Source organism: uncultured Jatrophihabitans sp. (assembly GCF_964252635.1).
Classification (GTDB): Bacteria; Actinomycetota; Actinomycetes; order Mycobacteriales; family Jatrophihabitantaceae; genus Jatrophihabitans.
Window position 1 is genome coordinate 13,635 of record NZ_CAXUNP010000003.1, and the last position, 24,824, is coordinate 38,458.

General features: G+C 69.5%; 32 protein-coding genes. 9 read left to right on the forward strand and 23 right to left on the reverse strand.

Features of this window, described 5'->3' with window-relative positions:
- Positions 1-57 precede the first annotated feature (57 nt).
- The 3 genes from ACFFCA_RS01865 to ACFFCA_RS01875 form a co-directional block, all read right to left on the reverse strand.
- Entirely contained in the window at positions 58-294 is a 237-nt protein-coding gene (locus tag ACFFCA_RS01865; protein WP_375481244.1) for a hypothetical protein, read from the reverse strand.
- 82 nt (positions 295-376) lie between these two features.
- On the reverse strand, positions 377-1,117 hold the full coding sequence (locus tag ACFFCA_RS01870) for a hypothetical protein (RefSeq protein ID WP_375481246.1): 741 nt from the start codon (positions 1,115-1,117) through the stop codon (positions 377-379).
- Positions 1,118-1,125: 8 nt separating this feature from the next.
- On the reverse strand, positions 1,126-1,806 hold the full coding sequence (locus ACFFCA_RS01875; RefSeq protein WP_375481248.1) for a hypothetical protein: 681 nt from the start codon (positions 1,804-1,806) through the stop codon (positions 1,126-1,128).
- Positions 1,807-2,089: 283 nt separating this feature from the next.
- On the opposite strand from ACFFCA_RS01875, the gene ACFFCA_RS01880 reads away from it, so the two are divergent.
- Together ACFFCA_RS01880 and ACFFCA_RS01885 are read left to right on the forward strand one after the other, a co-directional pair.
- The gene (locus tag ACFFCA_RS01880) at positions 2,090-2,641 is read left to right on the forward strand and encodes a helix-turn-helix domain-containing protein (protein ID WP_375481250.1); all 552 of its coding nucleotides are present in this window, start codon (positions 2,090-2,092) and stop codon (positions 2,639-2,641) included.
- 461 nt (positions 2,642-3,102) lie between these two features.
- Positions 3,103-3,465 carry a hypothetical protein gene (locus tag ACFFCA_RS01885; protein ID WP_375481252.1) on the forward strand — a complete coding sequence of 121 codons (363 nt, stop codon included), beginning with the start codon at positions 3,103-3,105 and terminating at the stop codon, positions 3,463-3,465.
- Here the strand turns inward: ACFFCA_RS01885 and ACFFCA_RS01890 are convergent.
- The 6 genes from ACFFCA_RS01890 to ACFFCA_RS01915 form a co-directional block, all read right to left on the reverse strand.
- Entirely contained in the window at positions 3,462-3,824 is a 363-nt protein-coding gene (locus ACFFCA_RS01890; RefSeq protein WP_375481254.1) for a hypothetical protein, read from the reverse strand. The genes ACFFCA_RS01885 and ACFFCA_RS01890 overlap by 4 nt on opposite strands.
- 36 nt (positions 3,825-3,860) lie before the next feature.
- Positions 3,861-4,307, reverse strand: a complete 447-nt coding sequence (locus ACFFCA_RS01895; protein ID WP_375481256.1) for a DUF2510 domain-containing protein — start codon at positions 4,305-4,307, stop codon at positions 3,861-3,863.
- Positions 4,308-4,344: 37 nt separating this feature from the next.
- Positions 4,345-4,584 (reverse strand): helix-turn-helix domain-containing protein, encoded by a 240-nt coding sequence (locus ACFFCA_RS01900; RefSeq protein ID WP_375481258.1) that lies wholly within the window; start codon positions 4,582-4,584, stop codon positions 4,345-4,347.
- Between the two features lie 133 nt (positions 4,585-4,717).
- Positions 4,718-4,987: a hypothetical protein gene (locus tag ACFFCA_RS01905; protein ID WP_375481260.1), complete on the reverse strand. Its 270-nt coding sequence runs from the start codon at positions 4,985-4,987 to the stop codon at positions 4,718-4,720.
- A 65-nt stretch (positions 4,988-5,052) separates the two neighbouring features.
- On the reverse strand, positions 5,053-5,850 hold the full coding sequence (locus tag ACFFCA_RS01910) for a helix-turn-helix transcriptional regulator (RefSeq protein ID WP_375481262.1): 798 nt from the start codon (positions 5,848-5,850) through the stop codon (positions 5,053-5,055).
- A 250-nt stretch (positions 5,851-6,100) separates the two neighbouring features.
- A complete protein-coding gene (locus ACFFCA_RS01915; RefSeq protein WP_375481264.1) occupies positions 6,101-7,042 on the reverse strand; it encodes a LysR family transcriptional regulator in 942 nt (313 codons plus the stop codon).
- A 91-nt stretch (positions 7,043-7,133) separates the two neighbouring features.
- On the opposite strand from ACFFCA_RS01915, the gene ACFFCA_RS01920 reads away from it, so the two are divergent.
- Entirely contained in the window at positions 7,134-8,357 is a 1,224-nt protein-coding gene (locus tag ACFFCA_RS01920) for a TDT family transporter (RefSeq protein ID WP_375481266.1), read from the forward strand.
- 11 nt (positions 8,358-8,368) lie between these two features.
- Positions 8,369-8,560, forward strand: coding sequence for a hypothetical protein (locus ACFFCA_RS01925; RefSeq protein ID WP_375481268.1), 192 nt, complete (start codon positions 8,369-8,371; stop codon positions 8,558-8,560).
- A 23-nt stretch (positions 8,561-8,583) separates the two neighbouring features.
- Here ACFFCA_RS01925 and ACFFCA_RS01930 read toward each other — a convergent pair whose 3' ends face one another.
- The 9 genes from ACFFCA_RS01930 to ACFFCA_RS01970 all read right to left on the reverse strand — a co-directional run bounded on the left by ACFFCA_RS01930 (position 8,584) and on the right by ACFFCA_RS01970 (position 15,670).
- A complete protein-coding gene (locus ACFFCA_RS01930) occupies positions 8,584-9,609 on the reverse strand; it encodes a D-alanine--D-alanine ligase (RefSeq protein WP_375481270.1) in 1,026 nt (341 codons plus the stop codon).
- A complete protein-coding gene (locus tag ACFFCA_RS01935) occupies positions 9,609-10,943 on the reverse strand; it encodes an ATP-grasp enzyme (RefSeq protein WP_375481272.1) in 1,335 nt (444 codons plus the stop codon). Before ACFFCA_RS01935 ends, ACFFCA_RS01930 begins: the two co-directional genes overlap by 1 nt.
- Entirely contained in the window at positions 10,940-11,734 is a 795-nt protein-coding gene (locus ACFFCA_RS01940) for a TauD/TfdA dioxygenase family protein (RefSeq protein WP_375481274.1), read from the reverse strand. The genes ACFFCA_RS01935 and ACFFCA_RS01940 overlap by 4 nt, the downstream gene beginning before the upstream one ends.
- Complete coding sequence (locus ACFFCA_RS01945; RefSeq protein ID WP_375481276.1) at positions 11,731-12,576, reverse strand: O-methyltransferase; 846 nt, start codon at positions 12,574-12,576, stop codon at positions 11,731-11,733. Before ACFFCA_RS01945 ends, ACFFCA_RS01940 begins: the two co-directional genes overlap by 4 nt.
- Complete coding sequence (locus ACFFCA_RS01950; RefSeq protein ID WP_375481278.1) at positions 12,560-13,801, reverse strand: sedoheptulose 7-phosphate cyclase; 1,242 nt, start codon at positions 13,799-13,801, stop codon at positions 12,560-12,562. Before ACFFCA_RS01950 ends, ACFFCA_RS01945 begins: the two co-directional genes overlap by 17 nt.
- 48 nt (positions 13,802-13,849) lie before the next feature.
- On the reverse strand, positions 13,850-14,518 hold the full coding sequence (locus tag ACFFCA_RS01955) for an HAD-IA family hydrolase (protein ID WP_375481280.1): 669 nt from the start codon (positions 14,516-14,518) through the stop codon (positions 13,850-13,852).
- A gap of 128 nt (positions 14,519-14,646) precedes the next feature.
- Positions 14,647-14,940, reverse strand: a complete 294-nt coding sequence (locus tag ACFFCA_RS01960) for a WhiB family transcriptional regulator (RefSeq protein WP_375481282.1) — start codon at positions 14,938-14,940, stop codon at positions 14,647-14,649.
- Positions 14,937-15,389, reverse strand: coding sequence for a hypothetical protein (locus tag ACFFCA_RS01965; RefSeq protein WP_375481284.1), 453 nt, complete (start codon positions 15,387-15,389; stop codon positions 14,937-14,939). The genes ACFFCA_RS01960 and ACFFCA_RS01965 overlap by 4 nt, the downstream gene beginning before the upstream one ends.
- Before the next feature lie 26 nt (positions 15,390-15,415).
- Positions 15,416-15,670, reverse strand: a complete 255-nt coding sequence (locus ACFFCA_RS01970; protein WP_375481285.1) for a hypothetical protein — start codon at positions 15,668-15,670, stop codon at positions 15,416-15,418.
- Positions 15,671-15,812: 142 nt separating this feature from the next.
- Here ACFFCA_RS01970 and ACFFCA_RS01975 point away from each other — a divergent pair, with 142 nt between their 5' ends.
- A complete protein-coding gene (locus ACFFCA_RS01975) occupies positions 15,813-16,571 on the forward strand; it encodes a DeoR/GlpR family DNA-binding transcription regulator (RefSeq protein WP_375481287.1) in 759 nt (252 codons plus the stop codon).
- A gap of 18 nt (positions 16,572-16,589) precedes the next feature.
- On the opposite strand, the gene ACFFCA_RS01980 is transcribed toward ACFFCA_RS01975, so the two are convergent.
- On the reverse strand, positions 16,590-17,039 hold the full coding sequence (locus tag ACFFCA_RS01980; protein WP_375481289.1) for an SRPBCC domain-containing protein: 450 nt from the start codon (positions 17,037-17,039) through the stop codon (positions 16,590-16,592).
- A 141-nt stretch (positions 17,040-17,180) separates the two neighbouring features.
- Here ACFFCA_RS01980 and ACFFCA_RS01985 point away from each other — a divergent pair, with 141 nt between their 5' ends.
- Genes ACFFCA_RS01985 through ACFFCA_RS01995 form a run of 3 tightly spaced genes read left to right on the forward strand, consistent with a single transcriptional unit; the run spans position 17,181 to position 20,858 of the window.
- The gene (locus ACFFCA_RS01985; RefSeq protein WP_375481291.1) at positions 17,181-18,377 is read left to right on the forward strand and encodes a zinc-dependent alcohol dehydrogenase; all 1,197 of its coding nucleotides are present in this window, start codon (positions 17,181-17,183) and stop codon (positions 18,375-18,377) included.
- A complete protein-coding gene (locus ACFFCA_RS01990) occupies positions 18,374-19,261 on the forward strand; it encodes an SDR family NAD(P)-dependent oxidoreductase (RefSeq protein ID WP_375481293.1) in 888 nt (295 codons plus the stop codon). Before ACFFCA_RS01985 ends, ACFFCA_RS01990 begins: the two co-directional genes overlap by 4 nt.
- Positions 19,262-19,265: 4 nt before the next feature.
- Positions 19,266-20,858, forward strand: coding sequence for a phytoene desaturase family protein (locus ACFFCA_RS01995; protein WP_375481295.1), 1,593 nt, complete (start codon positions 19,266-19,268; stop codon positions 20,856-20,858).
- Here the strand turns inward: ACFFCA_RS01995 and ACFFCA_RS02000 are convergent.
- Positions 20,840-21,190, reverse strand: coding sequence for a VOC family protein (locus tag ACFFCA_RS02000; protein WP_375481297.1), 351 nt, complete (start codon positions 21,188-21,190; stop codon positions 20,840-20,842). The genes ACFFCA_RS01995 and ACFFCA_RS02000 overlap by 19 nt on opposite strands.
- A gap of 120 nt (positions 21,191-21,310) precedes the next feature.
- Here ACFFCA_RS02000 and ACFFCA_RS02005 point away from each other — a divergent pair, with 120 nt between their 5' ends.
- Complete coding sequence (locus ACFFCA_RS02005; protein WP_375481299.1) at positions 21,311-21,985, forward strand: UdgX family uracil-DNA binding protein; 675 nt, start codon at positions 21,311-21,313, stop codon at positions 21,983-21,985.
- Here ACFFCA_RS02005 and ACFFCA_RS02010 read toward each other — a convergent pair.
- From ACFFCA_RS02010 to ACFFCA_RS02020, 3 genes are all read right to left on the reverse strand, one after another.
- Positions 21,942-22,400, reverse strand: a complete 459-nt coding sequence (locus ACFFCA_RS02010) for a hypothetical protein (protein WP_375481301.1) — start codon at positions 22,398-22,400, stop codon at positions 21,942-21,944. The two genes, ACFFCA_RS02005 and ACFFCA_RS02010, sit on opposite strands and share 44 nt — an antisense overlap.
- Positions 22,400-23,608, reverse strand: a complete 1,209-nt coding sequence (locus ACFFCA_RS02015) for a molybdopterin-dependent oxidoreductase (RefSeq protein WP_375481303.1) — start codon at positions 23,606-23,608, stop codon at positions 22,400-22,402. The genes ACFFCA_RS02010 and ACFFCA_RS02015 overlap by 1 nt, the downstream gene beginning before the upstream one ends.
- 72 nt (positions 23,609-23,680) lie before the next feature.
- Positions 23,681-24,808, reverse strand: coding sequence for an alkaline phosphatase family protein (locus tag ACFFCA_RS02020; protein WP_375481305.1), 1,128 nt, complete (start codon positions 24,806-24,808; stop codon positions 23,681-23,683).
- Positions 24,809-24,824: the final 16 nt, after the last annotated feature.

Genomic DNA, 24,824 nt, shown 5'->3' on the forward strand with positions numbered 1-24,824 from the left:
ACCACACGATTAGACCGACGCCGGCCACTAGCAGCACCAGCGCCAGCCCTTCAGAGGTCACCGGCCGCCCTCGAAGCGCTGCCCACGCTCCTCAGCAAGTGTGGCGAACGAGTCGCCCAGCAGCTCCCGGACCTCACCGATGGTGCGCACCAGTGTGCCGTGCGTCGGCAGCCCGGATCCTGACGCGGGGATCTGGTCGAGGCGCTTCACCCGGAACGCCTGCCCGCCCCGCGTGGTGAGCACCTCGACCGTCCAGCGCCCGTCCGCTGTGCGCATCGTCGGGTGCCGGGCCATGCGCCCACGATAGGAACCGTAGAACGCCGAGCAGCGATGGCGCGATCGTCAGCCCTCCCGCGGACTGGTAGAAACGGAAGACCTATTTAGCACCTAGGGCTTTCCGCAGCGCGCTGCCAGCCGCCGGGTCCTCGAGATTGACAACATCTGCAGTCGACCGCAGTAGCTTGACCAGAGGCTGGGCCCGGTTGTAAATGTATCGGTCGACCACTGCGACTCGGCCGAAGTCATCTGGAATATGGTCAAATTTCCACAGAGACCCTTGAACTGTGTCGTCACCAGATCCGCGCAGAATCGTCTGCACTACCGAAGTACGACCGTTCTCCCATGCGATCGGGAAAGTAATTGGCACAGCAGCAGAAAGCCGAACCGCCGGGACCTGAAATCCGCGACGCAAATGTGGAGATTGCGCCAGTCCGGAGTCTTTCAAGACACGGTCAAGAGGCCGCCCCTCAGTAGGCTGCCCCGCAGCGGGAGGCAAGACCAGTTCTTGAAAGTATTGATCCGCAAGCGCAGCTATAGGGCGGTGATTCTCGCCAAAGAACTCACCTATCGCCACGATTGGGTAAGTCTGCTTTTGATTCGCAATCACGCAATCAATCGCATCAGTGCCCTTGGCCTGTTCAAACGTCTTCGTCCAGTAAGAATGCCATTGTACGAAGGTGTCGTCTGTGTAAGCCAGTACAGCGTTCTGCGGGCCGCGGGTCACCGTTGGATCTACGATCCGAAGTTCAGATACGTCACCATCAGTGGCTATAACGCCGACATTGCGCGGCTCACGCCGACGCCAGTCACCAGCGTGCTGAATAAGGTAGATCTGCACGGAACTGGTCATGACGTCGCGGGCCAATCAGTATCTGGTATGCCCTTGAACTCTACCTTATTCGCAAGAATAAGGGGCTTGAGGCTGTCCCGACGATGTTTGAGGAAGACTCTCAAGGCCTTCGCGGCGGCCGCGTCGAAGTCGGATGTGAGCATGCCCGCCTCCATGCAGATCTCATCGATGACCTCGTCGGTCAACATCGATTGAACCCTTGAACACCAAGCCCATACGTCTGACACGGACGTCAAGCTGTCGAGTACAGCACAACGAGCACCAGGAGCTGCGGGCTCCGCGCCGGAAATTACGAAACTGCCCTGTATCTCCGTTAGATAGACCGGGACGTTGGTCTTGGTCGCGTATGCCAGAGCGTGCGAGTGATCAAATACCTCGAGCCGAGACGCGTCGGCTGGCCCACCCACGTGCAGTACAGGGCCGGTTGTGAGAGCCAAGTTGCCGGCGTGGCGATCTCTGTTCGCGATGAGCAGGTCGAATACGGCAACGCCGGCGCAAAGCGAGGGGTGAGCGGCGTAGGCGTCACCCGGATTGATCATCGGAAGCATCCCGGGGTTTGGCAGGAAGCTCATCGTCATCCAAGATGCAGCCCCGCCTGCCGCCGGAACCACCGCTCCTGGTGGGACCGGCAAGCCCAGTACAGCACCCAGACGAGCGGCAACCAACTCGTTGACCACGACGTAAGGTTGAGCTGCCGTCGCCACCTTCGCGAAGGCAGTTACTTCTACTTGCTGCGTATCGCTGGCGCCCCCCAACCCTGCGGCAGCCCATGTGCGCACGTAGTACAGATGCGAGGGCGGACGGCTAGCCGGTGTCGTTCCTGGGCCCGTCACCGACGAATCCGCATTGCCGCCTCGTGGGTGTGCCGATGCTTCCTCACCACGCCCAACTCTCCCGTCACTAGTTTGCTGGACGCTACACGTCCGACTTCGTCCTGGCTTGTCGTGCCACCATCACGTCGTGCGCTCGCTGCCACCGGACGTCGTGGATCAGCTGCACCGTGCCCAGGGTCTTGAGCTGCTGGCCGACGGGCTGGACCGACGGCGGCGGGCGGTCGCCGCGACCGGAGTACTGATGCTGGCCATCGTCGAGGCCGGCTGGACTCGGGTCGAGATCGCAGCAGCGCTCGGCATCAACCAGCAAACCGTGGCGAAGCGGGTGGCCGCGGCCCGGGCCCGGCTCGGCGACGGCCGCCCCGCACTCGTGGTCGGCATCCCACCGGATCGGCACCCGGCCGGCTGGCGACCGCACCCGCTGGCCGTGCTCGAGCTGCCGGTGGGCGAGCGGGAATGGCTGACGATGGCCGAGGCGATGGCGTTCGCCGGCCGGTCGCGGATGACGGTGCAGACGTGGCGGGACGAGGGGCTGCTGCCGAACACCCGGCACCCGAACGGCCGCGTCTACCTGTACCTGCGGGCCGACCTGCAGCGTGTACTGCGGGGCCCGCAGGCGAAGCGGCGCGGTATCGACCACCAGGCGCTGCGCGCTCAGATTGAGCGGGCCGTGGTGTGAACCTGGCCGAGCCGGGTACAGACGTTGGCGTGTCTGAGCCGCAGCAACCTGGACCTGATGGGGATGACGCCCGACCGGCCGAGACGCCGGCTGAAGCGGACCAGCAGAGCGAGGCCTACGGCAGCGAGGACGGGCCGCCCGCAGGCCAGTACGGGCCCACGGCTGATTTCGGCGACGGCTGATGGCCGCTGTGCAGGGTGTCGGTCCTATCACCGCAATGGTGGGCGGACTGATCGCGTTCGTCAGTCTGTCGGCCGTCTTGCGCATGGGGTCTGACAGCGCGACCAACTCGAGCCGCTTTCCGGGACTGGCCGACTTCAACCGTCGGGTATCGCGGGGAGCGCAGCCGGTTGTCTGGCTTGGGCTTGCTGTCGGAGTGGTGGGACTGATCATCTGGGCAGCCTCGTAATCCACACCTGTGCACCAACCCCGTGTATTAGTGCGTGTGTTCTAATCGTGGGATGGCGCTGGCGGTCCACCTTCACCAGCCGCCCGGCTCTGGGTTCTTGCTCGCCTGGGGCCACCACACCACCGGCTGGTACGGCTGCGTTGCGATGCGCGTCCGCCTCGTAGACCAGGACGACGAGCTCGAGGTCGCGGCCTGGGTGCCGGCGCACGCTCTGACCAAGCCGAACTGGGTGCACGGCGGCGACGTCAACCGCCTCGAGCTGCCCAACGAACCCCGCACCTGGCACGGGCCACCACGCCCAGCCTGGTACGTCGGCCGCTGGGCAGACGGACCGCTACCGCTGCCACCCGGTCTCGAGATGGTCACCGGGGCAGGCTGGCGCAACAAGACGCCGCGGGGTCTGCAGTCGACCTAGGGGCGACGGGTGGCACGTAGCGTGCCGGGTCGACGCCGGGGTGATGGATCGTCCTCGAACTCCTCATCCTCATCCGTTCTGGTCATGCGGACCTGCAGATCCAGGGCGTAAGCCTGAGCCCAGTGTCCGAAGACAATGACGGGGAGAGAGCTAAGGATGGGGCCAACGAGCGCCGCAATACCCGCCGTCAGATATTCGACTCTGTTGCTCTGATCGGCGACGCCCGCGGCGATGAGTGCAATGCCGACGATGCCGATCACGACGAATATGGCGGTCAGCACGCTCACCAGCACGCTCGCTGAACGGTGCAAACGTCTGGCGCCGCGCAGCGCCAGCGTTTCCTCGTATCTGTTGGCCACTTGCGGAGCCTAGATCGAGATCAGCGGCTCGCAACTTCAGCGGGTCAGCTGACCGGCAGCTCTGACCTTGTCCATCGCTTGGCACAGTGAAGCGACGACCGCAAGCACCAGCGCTTGCACCAAGCCGCCGGCGAGAACGCCGTAAGACGCGTCCCGGTAGTTGTAGGTAAACCCGCCGCAACCGTAGTCGTCGCAGTCGATACCGGCGCGGTGCTGATGGAGCTTGTAGAACGCGATGACCGTTCCAATCACGGCAAGGAGTGCTACGAGCCAGATGAACGCGGCGGCGACCAGCCAGAGCCTGGCTGGCTCGGAGGGCTGCGCCACGCGCCCCGTTGAGGGGGCGCCGATGCTGGCCTCGCCGAATGACAAGGCGCCGGGCGTGATATCCCTGACTGAGCCGTCCTGCCACCTCGACCCGTTCCAGTAGCGCTCCTTTGTCGGATCGGCAGGATCGATGTACCACTGCGCCACTGGGTTCATGCGCGAGAGCGTAGGTCGAGTGCGGGAAGCCCGCGAGTCAAGTGGAGCTGATCCATGCGTCGAGCGCGTCGCGGTGGATGCGCCACCGGCCGCCAGCGCCGCCGAACGGCTGCCCAGCGGCGAGCGTCCCGACGCGGCACGCCTCGGCGACGGTCTGCGGGTTGCAGCCGGCGTACTCAGCTGCCTGGCGGGTGGAGAACCAGATGCGGGTGGCGAGGTCCCCGCGCCGCTGCTGCGGAGGTGGGACACGGGACGGGCCAAGACGTTCCAGGTTCATATTCAACGTCCGGAGCTCGACGAGCAACGCCTCAAGGACACCTACCGGTTCAGGGGATCGCATCATGGCGGTGACATAACGCTGCCCCAGCTGGTTGGGTCCAGCCGGGGCAGCGTGTCATCAATTGGTGACGTCAGGAGACTGCGAGCTGTGCAGCCTCCTTCAGCCAGGCCGCGAGCAGTTTGGCCTCGTCCGGCTTCAGATGCATGCCGTTCAGCTCCACCGTGGCGTGCTGAACATGCCTCTGGTACTGCTGCTCGCCGCCGTTGGGCTGCTCAAGGTCTGCCCAACGGTCGACAACGACTGCCAACTCATTCGAAGCATCTTCGATCTCGATGACGGGCAACTCGAAACGGCAGCGCTTGAACAACTCGGCGCCGGCCTCAACGTCCCACCCGCCCACGACCGGGCTGTGAATTACGGTGCACCACGACGGGCATGCCGGTGCATCGGAGCTGCTAGCGGCCGTCATGGGAGGTCCACCCGATCGCACAGCGCCACAATCTGCGCCGCCAGCACCCGCGCCTCACCCGTCGTCAGGTTGAGCGTCGCCCGGTACCCGCTGCCCAACCCGGGGTCAGTGACGAACAGCTCCACCAGAGGCGGCGAAGCCATCCCCGCGTGCCCACGCCACGGTTCCCGAAGGTGCTGCCGGGTCGTGAGCGTCCAGGTTCCACGGCCGTCTCGCTCGATCTCGTGGGACACGCCGTTCCGGAGCTCGGCGAGGCTGTGGTTACCGCCGTGACGGTAGTGCGCACTGATTTCGTCGGCCGTGTACAAGCCCTCGCTCTCCTCAGCGAACTGCAGGTGCTGGTCGCGGTCGCACCACTTAGGGCAATGCTCGGGGAACGGGTGCATCCCCTGGTCGGATGTTGGAAACTCGATTGGTGCGCCTGCAGCCGGGGAGCCGGCAGGCACGTCGGTACGGTCTTTCATGGGTCGTTCCTCCTGTATGTGCAGGTGGGTTCGGTCAAGGCCTCGGTCCGGAGGTGCAACTCCGGCCGGGGCCGTCTTGGCGAAGTTCGGAACCACTTCCTTTCGTTCGTCGTCGGTCAGCTCGCGACCTGCCAGCCACGCGTCTACGGCAGCGCGCTTGTAGACCACACGTCTGCCCCCGCGGTATTTGTAGCTTTCGGGTCCGACACCTTTCTGGCGCCAGGTGTAGAGCGTCGAACGTTCGACACATAGCTCGTAGGCGACTTCATCAGTCGTCATCAGGCGCTTGCTGCGTTCGTAAACCAGGTCGGCCTTGGTCCAGTACGGCATGCGGCTGATAGTCGGCTCTGCAGGTACCAATGTCGAGTCATCATGTTGATCTTGGCGGGGTACACCTCCGGTACATGACACTCCTAGCTGTCGGTCACCCTAGTTAGCGGCCAACCTTGAGGTTTGGCCCGAGAAACGGGCGCTGCGACTCTGGGTAACCCTCCTTCGCCCCCTACGGCCAGTTCATGTCGAACAGGACGGCATCGAGTGCGGCCGGTACGGGAACTGTCGTCATGCGATGTCTCCGATGTCAGGCACGCGTCACTGCCCTGATGTGGGTGAGCACGTCCCGGACGGCTCCCGCCGGGGGTGTCCTGCCACCGTCCCAGATCGCGCGCAGGTCGCGACGCAGATCCAGGTCGGCGATCGCGACCACGCGCAACCGGCCGGCGGCGACATCGTCGGCCACGGCGAGACCGCTGAGCACGGCGGGCGCGGCGCCGGCGAGCACCGTGGCGCGCACGCTCGCGGCGGTCGACATCTCGAACGCCGGGCGGGCCAGGGCGTGCCCGTCGCCCAGTTCGGCCCGCAACGCAGCCTCCAGGAAGTCACGGGTCCCCGAGCCCGGTTCGCGGGTCACCAGGGAGGTCGCCGCGAGCTCGGCCACGGCGATCGGCCTGCGACGGCGGCTCCAGGGATGGTCCGGGCGGACGACAAGGAGGAGCTCGTCGTGGGCGACGACCCGGCTACCCAGACCGCCGGGGACCCGTGGTCCCTCGACGAAGCCCAGGTCTGCGTCGCCGGCGCGGACCTGTTCCACGACGTGGTCGGTGTTGGCAGCGGTCAGCACGATCTCGATGGGGTCCTCACCCCGATGCTCGGCTGCCTCCCGCAGCGACACCAACCATCCCGGCAGCAGCTGTTCGGCGATGGTCAGGCTGGCGCTGACCCTGACCCGACGACGCGTGCTCTCCCGCAGCGAGGACAGTCCCGTCTCCACCTCGTGCGCGACCTGGAGCAACCGGTCGGCCCACTGCACGACGAGCGCACCGGACGGGGTCAGCTCCGACCCCCGCGGGGACCGGGTCACCAGCCGGACGCCGGTCTGGGCCTCCATGGCCGCGATCCGCGCCGAGACCGCCTGCTGCGTCGTGCCGACGGCCTGGGCGGCGCCGCTCAAGCTTCCGCTGCGCGACACGGCGGTGAGGACCTCGAACGCGGCCAGGTCAGGCATGCGGGGTCCCGGGCTCATGGCGGCATGCTACCCGGGCACAAGCATTTCTTGTGCCCCCACAAGGCGAGGCGGGCTACCGAACGTCGGCCGGCACGCCCAGGGTGAGGTCATGACCGCGAGCCTCGATGACACCCTCGCCGTGACCCCGCCACCTGTCGCACCGGCAACAGCAACGCACGCGCTCGCGCGCCTCGGTCTGCTGCGCGAGCTCGACTCACCCCGTCAGGTGTTCGCCAACATCACGCCGAACTGGTTCGCCGCGGTCATGGGCACCTGCATCGTCGGGGTCGCGGCCGCCGGGCTGCCCGTCCAGTTCACGGGGCTGCGCACCTTGGGCACCGTGGGTTGGGCCGCCGCCGCGGTACTGCTCGTCGCGCTCACCGCGGCCACGGTCGCGCACTGGGTCACCCACCCGGCCCGGGCACGCAGCCACCACCTCGACCCAGTGATGGCGCACTTCTACGGAGTTCCCCCCATGGCCCTGCTCACCGTCGGGGCCGGCTCGCTGCTGCTCGGCAAGGACGTGCTGGGGCTGCGGGTCGCCGTCGACGTCGACTGGGTGTTGTGGTTCGCCGGAACCGTCCTCGGGCTGGCCGCGGCGGCGGTCGTGCCCTACCTGCAGTTCACCCGCCACGACGGCGTCACCGCGCGCAGTGCCTTCGGCGGCTGGCTGATGCCGGTCGTGCCCCCGATGGTGTCGGCCTCCACCGGTGCCCTGCTCATCCCCCACGCCCCCGCCGGCCAGGCCCGCCTCACGCTCCTGATGGCGTGTTACGCGATGTTCGGGTTGGCCCTGATCGCCTCGCTCGTCGTCATCACTCTCATCTGGCACCGGCTCGCCGTGCACGGTGTGGACGAGCCGCGGATGGTGCCGACCCTGTGGATCGTGCTCGGACCGCTGGGACAGTCCGTCACCGCCGCCAACCTGCTCGGTGGGGTCGCCGCGCAGGCCCTGCCCCGCCCGTACTCGACGGCCCTGCAGGCGTTCGGCGTCGTCTACGGAGTTCCCGTGTGGGGCTTCGCCCTGCTCTGGGCGGGCGTAGCCGGTGCGGTCACGGTGCGCACCGCGCGGGCCGGGATGCCGTTCTCGCTCACCTGGTGGTCCTTCACGTTCCCCGTCGGCACATGCGTGACGGCCACCAGCGGGCTGGCCCTGCACACGGGGGCCGACCTGTTCCGGTACGGCGCCGTCGTCGTCTTCGCCGGGCTCGTCCTGGCCTGGGTCACGGTCGCCACCCGGACCGCACGAGGCAGCCTGCGCGGGACACTTCTCCTCCCGCCCGGGTGTGCCCCGACACCCACGACCGTCCGTGGGACGAGGCACGGGGCGTAGCGTCGCTGTCGATGCCTTCCTCTGCTGCACGATCCTCGCCGACCTATCCGGCCCCGAAGTACGGGCCGACATCCGAGTACGGCGACTGCGAGTCGGGCGGCTGCCGCCTCGACGCGCGCGCCACGTGTCCCAAGTGCGACGGCCACTACTGCCGCAGTCATGTCGCCGACCACGCCCACGTCGGGTCGGCCCACCCCTCCTGACGGCCTGGCCCGAGCCCCCCGGGCTACCGTCGGCGCCCTGCGGCCCGCTCTACCAGCTCGTTGAACAGCCCGGCGGTGGAGATTCCGGCCGCGCGGGCCATGGTCGGCACGACGCTGGTCTCCGCGAACGAGTTGTACAACCCGGCCTCGAGGAACCACGGGCGGCCGTCGGGGTTGATGCGGAAGTCGGTCAGGCTGTAGTCGCGGCACCCCAGCGCCACGTGACAGCGCCGGGCGGCCTTCTGGACGGCGTCGACTACCGGGTCGGTCGCGTCCACGATCCAGGCGACCTGGGCGCTCTTGGCCATGAGTTGCAGCTGCCCGTCGTCGCGGCGGGCCAGCTTGTCGGCTCCCTGCCGGATCGGCTGGTCGGCGTCCAGCCGGTACTCCTCCAGCGGTAGGCAGACCAGTTCGTCACCGCTTTCGACGATGCCGCAGCGCACCTCACGCCCGGCCTCGACGTAGGTCTCGACGAGGACGGCGTCGGAGTGCTCGAACGCACGGTTCAGGGCGCGGCCCAGCTGCTCGGGGCGGCGCACCAGCGAGACCCCCACCGAGTTGTCGGCGTCCACCGGTTTCACAACGCACGGCAGCCTGACGTCGGGCTGCTCGCCGCGGCTCACGAGTTGCCCGGCCGGGACGGCGACACCGTGGGCGGCTACCACGGCGCGCGCACGACCCTTGTGTGCCGTCAGGGCCATGACGTCGGCCGGGTTTCCCACGTACGGGATGCCCAGCACGTCGAACAGGGCACGGTAGGACGTCATGCCCGGCACGCAGAACATCTGCGGAACCATGACGTCGATGTCCAGGTCGACGATCCTTGCCACCGCCTCGGCCACGGGCATCGGCGCGGCCGCGTCGATCGCGGCGTCGCCGAGGTCCACCGGGAAGCGCCAGCGGCCGTCCGGCGTCACGTACGCGACGTGGAACTCGTACCGATCGGGGTCGCCGGTCGCCGCGAGACAGTCGGCGGCGTAGAGCCGGGACAGGTCGCAGAAGAAGTCGCTGACGGCCGAGCCCGCCAGGTGCAGAACGCGCAGGGTCATCAGTCGCCGGCCTGCTCCACCAGCTTGCCGATGTTGAAGTCGATGCGGATCCAGTCCTTGCCCTGGCGCAGGCTCTGCAGCAGCAGCCACGGGATCTGCAGGTGGTGCTCGAGCAGGAACGGCAGCGGGTCGTGCCAGTCGAAGATGGCGTCCTTGCCCCGCAGGATGGTGCGCAGCCGCGCCGCCCGGTTCGGTTCGGTCACCAGGCGCCAGACCTCGTGGTAGATCCAGTACGTCGGCCGGCTCCGCGCGGTCGGTACCAGCGGCGGACCGACGACGTCGTCAAGGTAGGCGGACGCGAGCGCCGGCTCGTCGTAGAACATGGTGATGGCCGAGTGCGTCCGGGGGTTGCACTCGATGGCGTACACCTCGCCGTCGGCGTCCTCGATGAAGTCGAAGGACACCTGTCCGGTGATGCCCAGCGCGCCGACGAAGGTGCTGACCCACTCGGCCATCGCCGGCTTGTCCACCATCTCGTAGTTGATCTGGAACGCCGAGGACTCGCAGCACGCGAACACCTGCACCCGACCGTCACGGACGGTGCTGTGCGTGCAGTACTCCTGGCCGGGAACGAAGGACTGCATGATCCACGGCGTCTCGGGCGTCATCGGTTTCGACCGCGCGAACTCCGCCGTCCGCGCAGGAGTGTCACGCGGCAGCGGCGTGAGGTCGAGCCGGTGGACCGGGTCGTAGGGGATGCTCTTGAGGATGTAGGGCGGGCGGCCGCCGGCGAAGTCGAACTCCTCGACCTCCTTCGCGGCGGTCACCCGGTGCGAGTCGGGGACGGGCAACCCGAAGGACGCCGCGGTCTCGGCGAAGCGCTGCTTGTCGTCGAGGGCGGCGATCACGTCCGCGTCGCCGTGCAGGACCTCGCAGTACGGCTCGAGCACCGGCTTGGCCAGGGCGTCGTAGTAGCTCGCGGCCGGGCTGCACACCGGCACGTACACGTCGACCTTCTCCAGCTGCACGATGCGCAGCAGCGCGTCGGCGTAACCGGGGTCGTCCGGCTTCGGCACCGTGTGGAACGCGTCGACGGCGTTGGAGAACCGGTGGCCGGTGAGCCGGTACTTGCCCGACTCGACGAGCACGACGCGGTGGCCTGCCCGGTGGAACGAGCGGGCGAGCTGCAGCGCCTTGGTCATCTTGCCGCCGCTGATCAGGACGGTCCTCGGGCGGTCGGGACGGCCGCGTTCGGCGCAGGACACGAGGGCCCGCACGCCGGCAACGGCGGTGACGGCCGCGTTCAGCGGCAGCACCGCGGTCAGCAGGGCCAGTGTGGCCGCCGTGCGCGCCTGCACCACCAGCGCCGCGCGACCGGCCTGCGGCGTACTCATCGCGTCGACGGCTCCACGACGTACGGGCCGGCCACCATGCCGCGGTGCATGACCCGGTCGCCGGTGACGTCCGCATGGTCCGCCCGGTGCAGCACGCACCCGTTGTCCCACATGACGACGTCACCCGGCGACCACGCGTGCCGCAGGATGTTGTCGGGGCGCGTCGAGTGCTCCAGGAGCTGCGCGACGGTGCGCGTCGCGTCCTGCTCGGACAAGCCGCTGATCGACCGGCACCGTTGCGGCGTCGACAGGTACACGCTGGTACGCCCGCTGATCGGGTGCTGCCGGAACAGCGGGTGCTCGGCCTCGCTCTCGTCGTCCGGGCCGAGCTCGACGCCGGTGGCGACGTGCCGGACCGTGCTCGTACCGAGCGCCTCCCGCAGGCCCGCGTCCAGCGTGTCGTAGGCGCGGTACTGGTCGCTGAACAGCGTCTCGCCCCCGCGCGACGGGATCTGCACCGCCCGCAGCGCCGTGTAGACCGGAGGCACCCGGACGTAGCTGGTGTCGACGTGGAACGAGCTCTTCGGCGGCGTGGTCCGGCCCACGTTGCTGATGACGTTGAGCGCCGGGGTCTCGGGCACCGGGGTCTCACCCGTGGTGAAGGTGAGTTCGCCGAAGCGGGACAGGAACGCGACGAACCCGTCGTCGTCGAGCGCGTCCTGGCCCGGTACGACCAGTACGCCGTGCTCGGCCAGCAGGCGGCGCAGGGTGGAGATGTCATCGTCGGTGATCGCGCCCAGCGACACGTCGGAGACCTCGACACCCAACGGTTGCAACGGCGTGGTTCTCACAGCGCCTCCTGGTCGGTGTGCACGCGGCGGGCCAAGGTCATCCCGTCGCGCAGCGGAAGCAGCACCTGCTCGACCCGCGGGTCGCCGGCCAGGGCCGCGTTGAAATCGGTGATGGCGGTGCCGTTGGCGCTGGGTGTTCCCGACAACCACGGCTCACCCTGCATGAGGGTGTTGTCGATGCAGATCGTCCCGCCCGGCGCGAGCAGGCCGTCGTCGAGCAACGTGTGGACGTAGTCGAGGTACCCGGCCTTGTCGGCGTCGACGAACACGAAGTCGAAACGCTCCCCCGCTGCGGCGAGCGCGCGCAGGGTGGCGTGCGCCGGCCCGACCTCGATCGTGATGCGCCGTCCGGCCGGTGAGGCTCGAAAGCTGTCGGCCGCGAACGCGGCGACGTCGGCGTTGATCTCGCACGCCACGACCACACCGTCCGGCGGGAGGGCCTCGGCCATGGCGAGCGCGGAGTAGCCGGTGAACATGCCGATGTCCAGCACGCGACGCGCGCCGGCCATACGCACCAGCATTCGCAGCGCTGCACCCTCGACGTGACCGGACAGCATCTCCTGCTCGACCAGGACGCCCACGTCGTCACCGACGTGCGTCCAGTCGTGCGAGCCCGTGCGGCGGGCAAGTTCGGCCAGGGCCGGCGACTGTGCCGTCGTGCATTCGTCCAGGTACGGATCGAGCCCGCCGGCGAGGTCGGCGGCGCGGGTGACCCGCGCCCGCCGGTCCTCGTCGGACAGCTCGTCCCAGTTCGCTACCGCGTCACGCAACAACTCGGCCAAGATGCCGACCGGCGTGACGGGCCGTGGTGCCTGCGTCTCGGGGTCAGTGCGAGCCGGCATCGATGAACATGTCCTCGCCGGCCCCTTCGCGGGGGTACTTGCGTGCGTTCTCCCGGTGGATCGTCAACGTGGCTTCCAACTCGTCCCGCGACAGGTCGTTGACGAAGAAGCACGTGCCGATCGGGCGGGGAACGGCGGCCCGCAGCAGGCCGTCCCGGGTCTGGACGATCGAGTCGGTGCCACGGTGCAACAGCTCCGGGGTCAGATACGGCGTGTCCAGGGTCAGGCCCAGCCGGCTCATCAACCAGAAGATCCGGTCCCGCTCGCTGATCGAGATGTACCCGCGCTGCTCGGCGAGCGTCGTCGACAGGGCCATGTCCACGTTGATCGCGTGGCCGTGGAAGAACGGCACCTCGGGGGTGAGCTCGAGGGTGGGGCTCCAGGTGTGCCCGAACGCGATGACCCGGTCCAGGTCGATCTCCTGCAGGTTGGGCACCTCGAGCGCCAGCATGGTCTCGATCGCGTCGTAGGTGATGCGGTTCGCGATCTCGCGCAGTTCGGGGGTCCCGTCGAGGTGCCCGAAGCGGGTGGCCAGCAGGTCTTCGCCGTACTTCTCCATCAGCTCGAAGACGCCGTTGTTGGCCACCACTGCGATCTTGATGATCTCGGCCATGCCGTTGCGGACCTGCTCGACGGGCAAGGTCTTGAGGAACGAGAAGTCCAGCACGACCTGCTTGGAGGCGTGGAACGCGCCCAGCCGGTTCTTGTAGTGGCCGTGGTTCACCGCGACCTTGATCGCCACACTCGCGTCGATGAGCCCGATCAAACTGGTGGGCACGCGGATGTAGTTGGTCGCCCGCCGGAACGTCGCGCACGCCATGCCGGCCACGTCGGTCGTCAGACCCCCGCCGACAACCAGGACGGGCTCGGTGCGCACCAGCCCGAACTCGCCGAACGCATCCACGATCTTCTCGAGCGTGCCGAGCGACTTGGCGGGCTCGGTGATCCGGATCTGGAACACCGTGAGGTCGATGCCGTGATGGGCGAAGTAGGTGTCGATCTGCTCGCCGTAGAGGCCGTACACCGTCTCGTCGACCACCATCAAACAGCGGCCGAAGCGACGGTAGCTCGACGCGATCTGGTCGTTGTCGACCGAGAACGCACCGTCGACGATGACCAGCGAGTAGTCGATCTTCTCGTAGGCCTCGACGTGGAAGGCCGTTTCGGACGCCGTGAACCCGCACATCAGTTCGGTCTGGACGGTGTCGGATGTCGTACCGGTCATTCGGTGTTCTCTCCCGTGATCTGCTGCGGCGGAGGGCCGGTGGTCAGCTCAGGCGCTCCGCCTGAGGTTCTGGAGCTCACTGAATTCGACGCGGCTCACGGTCTCGCGAGCGGCACCGAAGTCGTGTGCGACGGTGTTCGTGTTGGGGAAGGCGACGCAGGTGACGCCGGCGGCGACCGCGGCCTGCACGCCGGGCACGTTGTCCTCGACGGCGATGCAGTCCTCGGGCTGTTCCTGCAGACGCTGAACCGCATCGGTGTACTCGGACGGGTCGGGCTTGGGCTTGTCCACGTCGGCCGACGTCATGACGAGGTCGAAGTCGGACTCCGACACCTCGGGGCTCAGGGCCGACAGCAGCGCGGTGAGGTTCTCGGCGGACGTCCCGCTGACGAGAGCAACCTTCTCGCCGGCGTCCTTGGCCGCGTGGATGGTGTCGGCGACGCCGTCGCGGGGGGCGATGCCGGAGGACACCAGGCTGCGCTGGAACATCTCGGACTTCGTGGCGTGCACGGCGGCCGCGTCGACCTGCTCACCCCGTGATGCGGCGTAGTCGGCGACGCGTTGGGCGCCGCCACTGGAGGTCAGGAGCGTGCGGTAGTCGTCCTGGTCCCAGTGCCACGAGAGCCCGTGCTGGGCGAAGGCGTCGTTGAACGCCTGGCGCTGCAGCTCCGAGGTGTCGGCGATGCTGCTGATGGATCCGAACAGGATGGCGGCCATGGTGGCTCTCCACTTCAGGGTGGGGGTCTGGGTCGCGGAGGAGGTACCCGCACGACCGATCACAGTCACTCAAGATTTTGCGTACGTGCGCAGACATGCGCCCCGCCGGACGGGCGGCCCGGCCGGCACTACGCCGAGCGGGCCTGACCCGGGGTCCAGCCCGATGGCGGCGGTTCCCCGGACGGGCGGCGGGCCCGCAACCGGCGGCGCTCGTCGTCGTCCAGGCCGCCCCAGATGCCCTCGAAGCCACGGCGCAGCGCAAGGTCCCGGCACCGCTCGATCACCGGGCAGCCGGCACAGATGCGTTTGGCAGCGACCGCTTGGCGGTTGGCCCGGATGCCCGACCCGACAGGGAAGAACAGCTCCGGGTCCACGCCTGCGCAGGCGGCCCGCTCGCGCCAGTCGGCGCGTGGCGAGGTCATGACGACCCGCCCCGTCGTGGGCGACGGTGGCGTACCACTCCCACGAGCACACCGGCAGCGACCAGACCCGTTGTGGTCGCTGCAATGCCGCGCAAGCCGGCTCCGGCGAGGACGTAGGCCCACACGGCGGGGACGACCGCGCCGGCCCGCCCGAGCTGGACGTCAGGTGAACCCGTGATGCGGGAACTCCACGCCGTCGCGCCCCGGCCGGTCTCGACGAGCACCCCGCGGCGACCGACGACCCGGGCGGTCAGCCCGGCGTCATCGAGGCGACGCTGCATCTCCGCCAGGAACAGGCGTGGGGACGACGTCACACCGGCCTGTCGGGCCGCGGACCGTGCCTGGCCGAGCAATGCCCCCGCATCGTCGGTCACGAGCGTCAGATGTCTCCCGTCGGCGACTAGCGAGGCGTGCAGGCCTTCGACCTCGACGTGGAGATCGGACTGCACGTGTGCTCGCCGACTACCGTCGTCACTCACCCGCGGGATGCGTCCTCGGCCGTGGTGATGCGCAGGGTGCCGTTCAGCTTCCACGTGGCGCGGGGTGCCTCGGTGCCGGTCTCGCGCGGGACCTCGACGGTCATGTCCACGAACTCGTAGTTGATGGCGGCGCCCTTGCCCGTGAGGTAGGCCCACATCTCCTTGCCGAGGTCGGCGAAGCTCGTCGTCTGCTGGTTCTTGATGGTGCGTGAGCCGGTCGCGTTGCCGTCGCTCTGCGTGGAAGCCGTCATGGCGGGGTCCTCTCGGTTATGTTCGACGCGTTCTTGCGCCGTGCCGGATGGGTACCCGGCTATGCGCACGAACAATCGCAAGTGCGCAGATTCGCGCAAAGCCGTTCAACCACAGGCAAACCGCGCCTGGGAAGAGGTCCCCGTGCTCGTCCCCGACCGGCGCCGCCGGCTCGTCGAACACCTCCACCGATCGGGCTCGGCCCAGGTCGAGGACCTCGCCGATGCCCTGGGTGTCAGCACGTCCACCGTTCGTCGCGACCTCGCCGACCTGGAGGCCGAGGGACGACTGCGCCGTGCCCACGGTGGCGCCTACCTGCACCGGGCCACCCTGTACCCCGAGACCCGGCCCCAGGCCGCGCCGGAGACCGACGACGTCAAGCGGCGCATCGGCAAGGCGGCTGCCGACCGGCTGACGGACGGGACGACCGTGATGATTCTCGGGGGCTCGACCACCGCGGCCATGCTGCCCTTCTGTGCCGGGCACGAGCTGACCGTCGTCACCAACGGTCTCGACGTCGCGCACACCCTCGCCGAGCACCCGGACATCACGGTGGTCGTGCTGGGCGGCGTGCTGCATCGCGAGCAACTGACCCTGCTCGGCCCGATGACCGAGCAGAACATGGCCGACCTGCACGTCGACGTGATGTTCGCCGGCGCGTTCGGCGTGCATCCGCAGGGCGGCGTCACCGGCACCAAGATCATGGCTGCGGGGTCGCACCACAGCATGCTCCGTCACGCCGAGGAGCTGGTCGTCCTGGCCGATGCCGCGAAACTGGGGCGGCAGGGGCCCACGTTGCTCGCCGAGATGGATCAGGTCCACACCCTGGTCACCGACCGGGCCGCCGACGAACAGCTGGTCGAGGCGATCCGTCGCCGCGGGACGCACGTCGAGGTCTGCTGACCCCTGCTCCCGCCGACCTCAGCGGTCGTGCGGTGTCGTCCGACGTTCGGCGAGTGCCGCGAGTCGCGCCAGCGTCTCCACGTTGCGGCGGACCAGCAACGCCTCCGCCGCCGGGTTGTTGAACCACCGGCCGGGGCCGGCGGACGGGGTCTCGGTCAGCACGACCCGGCAGCCGGCGGCCTCGTCCGTCAGCTCGAGGGTGATGGTGGCCTCGCCGAACGGGTGCGCCTTGGCCGTGAGCACCAGCCGGGACGGCGGTTCGCACTCGAGCACCGTGGTCTCGTCGCGAGCGACGAACGGCCAGGCACCCGAGGCATGGAACAGCCGGCTGCCGACCGCCGGCCAGTCGGCTTCGACGGCCCGCATGTGCGACGTGCCGACGACCCAGTTGCTGTAGACCCAACCGTCGGACAACACCGCGAAAACCTGCGCGGCGCCGGCGTGCACCACGGTCGTGTTGGTGGCCATACGGACTCCATACCGAGCGACGGGCGGCCGGTGTTGGGCCGGCCGCTCATCGTGCCAGGTGCTCCGTTTGGCAGGTGCGACGGTGGGCACGCTGATGGTGTCGGTCGAACCCACGGCGGCGCTGTAGTGAAGGAGTACGCCGTGAAGGCCCTGACCTGGCAAGGCAACATGGACGTCCAGGTGACCGACGTCCCGGATCCTGCGATCGAGCAGCCGACCGACGCCGTCGTGCGCGTCACGTCCACCGCCATCTGCGGCTCGGACCTGCACCTGTACGGGGTCCTCGGACCGTTCCTCAAGCCCGGCGACGTCCTCGGTCACGAGGCCATGGGCGTCGTGGAGGAGGTCGGCAGCGAGGTGTCGAACCTGGCCCCCGGCGACCGCGTCGTGGTGCCGTTCAACATCTCCTGCGGCCACTGCTGGATGTGCCGACGCAAGCTGTTCGCCCAGTGCGAGACGACGCAGGTCACCAGCGAGGGCAAGGGCGCCAGCCTGTTCGGCTTCAGCTCGCTGTACGGGTCGGTCCCCGGCGGGCAGGCCGAGTACCTCCGCGTGCCGCAGGCTCAGTTCGGCCCGGTCAAGATCCCGGACGGCACGCCCGACGAGCAGTTCCTGTTCCTCTCCGACGTCCTGCCCACGGCGTGGCAGGCGGTGCAGTACGCCGACGTCCCGGAGGGCGGGTCGCTCGCGGTGTTAGGCCTCGGACCCATCGGTCAGATGGCGGTCCGGATCGCCAAGTACCTCGGGGTGGGTCGCGTCATCGCCATCGACTCGGTGCCCGAGCGGTTGGCCCTGGCCGAGCGCTACGGCGCGGAGCCGCTCGACCTCGGTTCGGTCGAGGACATCTCGGCGGAGCTGATCTCCCGCGTCGACGGTCGCGGCCCCGACAGCACCATCGACGCCGTCGGCATGGAGGCCCACGGCGGCGCACCGGGCAGCACGTTCATCTCCCTGGCGCAGAAGGCCACCGGGTTGTTGCCCGACGCAGTGGGCCAGAAGGTCACCGACAAGCTCGCCGGCGACCGTCTCGACGCCCTGCTGGGCGCGATTAAGGGCGTGCGCCGCGGCGGTACGGTGTCGGTCAGTGGCGTCTACGGCGGCGAGGTCGACCCCATGCCGATGATGGAGATGTTCGACCGCGGCGTGCAGCTGCGCATGGGCCAGGCGCACGTCCGCCGGTGGACCGACGACATCCTGCCGATCGTCAGCGACCCGGCCGACCCGCTCGGCACGCTGGACCTCACCACCCACACGCTGCCCCTCTCCGACGCGGTGCACGGCTACGAGATGTTCCGCGCCAAGGACGACGGATGCATCAAGGTGGTCCTGAAGCCTTGAGCAAGCGCATCGTGATCGTCGGGGCGTCGAGCGGCATCGGGCTGGCCAGCGCCGAGGCGTTCGCCCGCCGGGGCGACCGCCTGCTGCTGGTCGCGCGGGACGAGACCGCCCTGCAGCAGGCCGCGACGTCGTGCCGCACCGAGGGTGCGGACGACGTGGTCACCCTTGCCGCGGACGTCGGCAAGGAAGCAGACGTGCAGCACGTCGCCGATCTGGCCGTCCAGCGGTTCGGCGGCATCGACGTGCTGGTGCACACCGCCACCGTGATGGCCTACGGCACCATCGAGCAACTCCCCCGCGAGGTGTTCGAAGAGGTCGTGGACGTCGCCATCCACGGCACCGCCCACCTGGCCCGGATCGTCCTGCCGCTGCTGCGCCAGCAGGGTTCGGGCACGGTGATCATCGTCAACTCGCTGCTCGGTTCCGTGACGGTGCCGAACATGGGCGCCTACGCCACGGCCAAGTGGGGTCAACGGGCGGTTGCGCGCACCTTGCAGCAGGAGGTCCAGCACACCCGTGGGGTGCACGTGTGCATCGTCAGCCCGGGCAGCACGAACACGCCCATCTACTACCAGGCCGCGAACTACACCGGCCGCTCCGCGCGCCCGCCCGTCCCGGTGCTGCAGCCCGAGCGCACCGCGGCGGCCATCGAGCGGCTGGCCGACCGCCCGCGCAAGCACGTCTCGGTGCCCGTCGGGCCGACCAACCCGGTCATCATCATCGGGTACCGGCTGCTGCCGTTCGTCTACGACCGCCTCGTGGGCCCGCTGTTCCGGTTGATGGCTCTCACCCGGACGAAGGAGTCCCCCAACCCCGGCAACGTCACGACCCCGCACCCGGAGGCCGACCGGCGCTTCGGGCACTGGCCCGACCGCGCGGCCTGACGGCATGAGCGGACCCGACGCGGTCGTGATCGGGGCCGGCCACAACGGGCTGGTCGCGGCCAACGTGCTGGCCGACGCGGGGTGGGACGTGCTGGTGCTCGAAGCCGCGTCCTCACCCGGCGGCGCGGTCAAGTCGGACCGCAGTCTGCACCCGAATTACGTCACCGACTGGTACAGCTCGTTCTACCCGTTGTCGGCCGCCTCCCCGGTACTTGACCGCCTCGGGCTCGACGGCTGGGGGCTGCGCTGGTCGCACGCGCCGCACCCGCTGGCCCACGTGCTGCCTGACGGGCGGGTCGCCCTGCTCGACCGGGACGTCGACGTCACCGCCGCCTCGCTCGAGCGGTTCGCGCCCGGTGACGGCGATGCGTGGCGGCAGGTGGTGTCGCAGTACGAACGTATCAGCGAGGCGCTGCTGACCATCGTGCTCACGCCGTTCCCGGCCCCGCGCGCCATCGCGCGCCTCGTCCGCACACTGGGGGTCGCCGAGCTGTTGCGCTTCGCCCGGTTCGCCGTGCTCCCGGTGCGGGAGTACGCACGCGAGACGTTCGGCGGTGAGGGGGCCGCGCTGCTGCTGGCCGGCAACGCCCTGCACACCGACCTCGGGCCCGAGTCGGCCGGCTCGGCGGTCTACGGTTGGCTGCTGTGCATGCTCGCCCAGACCGTCGGCTTCCCGGTCCCCGAGGGCGGCTCCGGCGCGATCGTTGACGCTCTCGTGCGCCGGCTCGAGCATCGCGGCGGCCAGGTGCGTACCGATGCGCACGTCGAGGCCATTGAGGTCGCCGGGGGGAAGGTGCGCGGCGTGCGGTTGGCCTCCGGCGAGCGGATCGCCACGCGCGTCATCGCCGCCGACGTCGACGCGCCTCGCCTGTACCGGGATCTCGTCGGTGACCAGCACCTGCCGCCGCGCCTGGTGGACGACCTGCGCCGTTTCGAGTGGGACGGCGCGACGCTCAAGGTCAACTGGGCGCTCGACGCCGCTGTCCCCTGGAGGGATGCCGCGGTGCGCGGCGCCGGCACCGTGCACCTGGGGGCCGACCTGAACGGGTTGACCGGGTACTCGGCCCAGCTCGCGACCGGCACGTTGCCGACGCAGCCGTTCGCGCTGTTCGGCCAGACGACCACCGCCGACGCGACGCGCTCCCCCGCGGGTACCGAGTCGGCGTGGGCGTACACACACGTGCCCGACCCGCGCACGCTGACCGACGACGACCTCGCGCTGCAGGTGGAACGCGTCAAGGACGCGGTCGAGGCGCAGGCCCCCGGCTTCCGCGCCTCGATCCTCGCCGAGCGCATCCAGTCACCGGCCGACCTGCACGCCCACGACGGCAACCTCGTGCACGGTGCGGTCGGCGGTGGTTCGGCCGCGATCCATCAGCAGCTGTTCCTGCGCCCGGTACCCGGGCTGGGTCGCGCCGAGACCGTGATCGACGGCCTGTACCTGGCCGGCGCGTCCGCCCATCCGGGCGGCGGCGTCCACGGTGCCCCGGGGGGCAACGCGGCCGCCGCTGCGCTCAAGCGGGCGGGCCTGCTGGGCCGGCCGCACCGGACGGTGATCGACCTGGCCCATCGGACGATCTACCGCGGCGGCGCGTAGAACTGCAGGTCGTTGCCCTCGCTGTCCCGGAACGGCGCGATCCGGCCCCACGGGTGCTCGCTGATCTCGCCGGTGAACTCGACGCCCTGACCCTTCAGACGGTCGACCTCCTCGTCGATGGACGAGTCGGGCTGGAACGTGATCACCGCTCCGCCGCCACCGGTGGTGGCGTTCTCGCGGGCGTTCAGACCGATGCGCAGTCCGTTCGCGTCGAGCTCACTCCAGTCGTCTCCCTGGTTGTGCACGGGCAGGCCGAGCACATCCCGGTAGAACGCCAGGGCTCGATCCATGTCCTCGACCGCGACCCATACCGTTGCGACTCCTACAGCCATTGCGTCTCCCTCGTTGATCGGACGCCGGTGCGGCGCCCTCGGCATCAGCGTCCCCAGGACCCCGTCCGCGCTGACGGCGGCCGGGTTTAGCGGGAGGTCGCCCAGCGGTATGGCACGACCATGACGAGACCCAGCTACATCGGTGCGGGCGAGTTCCTGCCGTCCGAGCGCACCCTGGTGGACCTGGCGGCAGCCGCCCGCGACTGCCGGGGCTGCGAGCTGTACCAGGACGTGGACGGCACCGTGTTCGGCGAAGGCCCGGCCACAGCGAGGTTGATGCTCGTCGGCGAGCAGCCGGGCGACGTCGAGGACCGTGAGGGTCGGCCGTTCGTCGGCCCGGCCGGAGAAGTACTCGCCCGCGCCCTGGCCGATGCCGGGCTCTCCGACACCCCGTACTACGTCACCAACGCCGTCAAGCACTTCCGCTGGAAACCGGCGCCGCGCGGCAAGCGGCGCATCCACCAGACGCCGAGCGCAGCGCAGTCGACCGCGTGCCGGCCGTGGCTGGCCGCGGAGCTCGCCGCCGTGCGCCCGACGGTGCTCGTCGCCCTGGGGGCCACGGCGTCGGCCTCGCTGCTCGGCCCCGCGTTCCGGCTGACGCAGAACCGCGGGGTGGACATCGCATGGCCGCCGGACCGTGGCTCGTTCGCCGGGGACGAGACGCCGGTGCCGCACATGCTGGCGACCGTCCACCCGTCCGCCGTGTTGCGCGCGCCCGACGAGGACAGGGAACAGACGCGCGCCGGGTTGGTCAGCGATCTGCGGCTGGCGGCGGAGCTGCTGACGGGGCACTGACCTCGGCCGGTCGACGCCACGTGCGCACGACCCTGAACGCGTACAGCAGCAGGGCGCCACCCGCGACGATGGCCAGCAGGATGCCGAGGTTCGCGCCGTAGTCCTGACGCAGGATGGCCTTCTGCGACGGCAACGTGTACGCGCGATGGATCAGCGGCAGTGCGATGACCGTGATCAGCGCGCCGACGACGAGCGCCGCCTGGAGCACCGCACGGGCCCGGGCCGGGATCCGCGCGAGCGCCGCGCCGACGGCCAGCAGCACCGGCGACAGCACACCGTCGTGCAGAGCCACCGCGACCACGAGCCAGATCAGCAGCTGGATGAGGTCCGGGGTGTCGATCTGGGTCAGCAACCGGAACACACCGAACAGGCCGAGGGCCACTCCGAGGACGCCGAGGGCGATCCGGGTGCGCATCACAGGACCCGCACCCCCGTCAGCCACTTGGTGTTCAGCACGCCGGCCCGGTCGGGGGCGATGAGGCGCAACGGGTAGCCGTGGTCGATGGTCAGGCGCTCGCCGTTGAGGTGGGTGGCGAGCAACGCGTGCGACACCTGCGGGCCGTGCACAAAGGAGCGGTTGTAGGAACCCTTGGGCTCCAGGGACCGGACCTCGACGTGCGAATCCGCGTCGCCGCCTGCCCGGCGCACGACGTCGAGCAGCCTCAGCCCCTGCCAGTGCGCACCGACGCTCCACCCCTCGACGCAGGAGATCGGGAAGCTCGCCTCGTGCACCGACATGTTCAGGACGTCGGCCAGGCTCAGCTCGTAGGGCTGCGGACCCTCGACCCGCAGCGCCCAGGTGGGCGCCAGAGCCAGCTCGCGGACCGCGGCCTGGTCGGCGGTCCGGTTGATCGGCACACCGAGCGGACCCTTCTGGTGCTGGCGTACGGCCAGCAGCCCGATCGGTTCGAGCGGGGTGATGCTCTGCCCGACCTGGGTGGCGACGACGAGCCCGACACCCGTGCCCGTGGCGATGAGCACGCCGCGTCGCGAGATGCCGGTCGGGGCCGGCGGGGGCGGCGGCTCGTGGTCGTTGTTCGACCACGAGTCCGGGTTGTCGCTCCACGGCTTCTCGGTGAGCACGTCACCCTTGGCCACCGGCACGCCGAGGCCGTACTTGATGTCCGGCAGCTTGATGGCGATGTGCAGCAGCAGGGAACCGATGACGACGTAGGCCAGGAAGCGGTGGACGGGGACGAAGTCCCACGGCCACGGGTACCAGTTCAGGACGTTGAGGTAGCCGGTGGTGAGCTCGACCAGCGCCGACGCCACGAGCACCGCGATGGACAGTCGCTCGAGCGCGTTCTTCACCGACGTGACGAGCGGCCAGCGGAACAGGTTCGGGTACACCGACCACAGCTTGACCAGCAGCAGTGGGATCGAGATCGTGCCCGTCGTGACGTGCACGCCCTGGGTCACGCGGTAGAGCCACACGGGCACGGCGGGCTCGGGCAGCCAGCTCCACGGGTGGTACTGGTAGTGGCTCAGCATCCCGGTGACGAAGCATAGCCCGAAACAGATGCCCAGGACGCGACCGATCCGCGCGGTGAGGGCCGTCGACCGCAGCGGGCTGCGGAAACGTGGCCACAGGGGCGGGGGGTCCTGCGGGAGCTTGAGCAGCACGGTGTCCTCGGTCCGGAACCGGACATGGCCGGGTCTCCTGCCCAGTATTCGTCCCGAGCCGCCCGTTCGGTTCTACCGACCCGCGTCTGGCCCGATCGCGATCAGCGGAATGGCGGTCTCGACCGCCGAGTCCGCGCCGTGCAGGCCGACCAGGGTGGCGACCTCGGCCGGCTCACGGTCGGAGTCGAAGACGGCCGTGTCGGCACGGCAGGTCACCACGACGTCGCCGACGCGCGGCAGGTGCTGGTCGGTCACGGGCCCGAACCGTCCGGCCGCCACCGCCTCCTCCCGTGTCTGCACGTGCGCAGCGGGTCCGAACCGTTCCCGCCAGGCGGCGAGGACGTCCTCGCGCGCACCGTCGACGGTGTGCAGGTAACGCACCCGCGGCTCGCCGGCCACCACGCGGACGCCCGCGCGCAGGATCGGCTCGTCGGCGAGGTCGACCCGGCCGTCGGGGCCGATGTCCAGGCCCCCGTGATCGGCGGTGACGAGCAACATCGTGTCCGCGGGCATCCGCTCCACGAGGCGGGTGAGGAAGGCGTCCACGTCGGCCGCCGCCTGCTGCCACTGCGGCGACGCGATGCCGTGGACGTGCATCGCGCGGTCGAGGTCGGGCGTGTAGCCGAACACCAGGCGCGTTCCGGGGCGCTCCCACTCCTGCGCGATCCGCACGGCCGCGTCCTCACCGTCCCGCACCGGCGCGAAGCGGGCGCCGCGGTGGGCGGCCTGCGTCAGCCCGCTGCCCTCGAACTCGGCCGGCAGCACGGCGGTCGCCCCGACGCCGGCCGCGGTGCAGCGCTCGAACCAGGTCGGCACCGGTTGCCACGTCGCCGGGTCCGGGCTGTCGCGCCACAGGATGTGCGTCAGCGTCCGATCGGTGCCCGGCACGTTGAGGGTGAAGCCGAGCACGCCGTGCTCCCCCGGCGTCACACCCGTCCCGAGCGTCACCAGGCTGGTGGGGGTGGTCGACGGGAAGGTCGACTCCAGCGCCTGAAGGCGCCCGGTCCCCCCGTTCAGCACCGAGGCGAGCAGCGGTGCGTGCGGGGCCAGCTGGGGCAGCAGGTGCAGGCCCAGCCCGTCCACGAGCACGACGACGACGCGGTGCGCCCCGTACGACGTCAGCTCCAGCGAGTCGGTCGCTCCGGGCACGCCGAGCAGAGCCGCGGTGCTGGGCAGGATCTCGCGCAGGGACGCCGTCACGGGACCACTCTCGCAC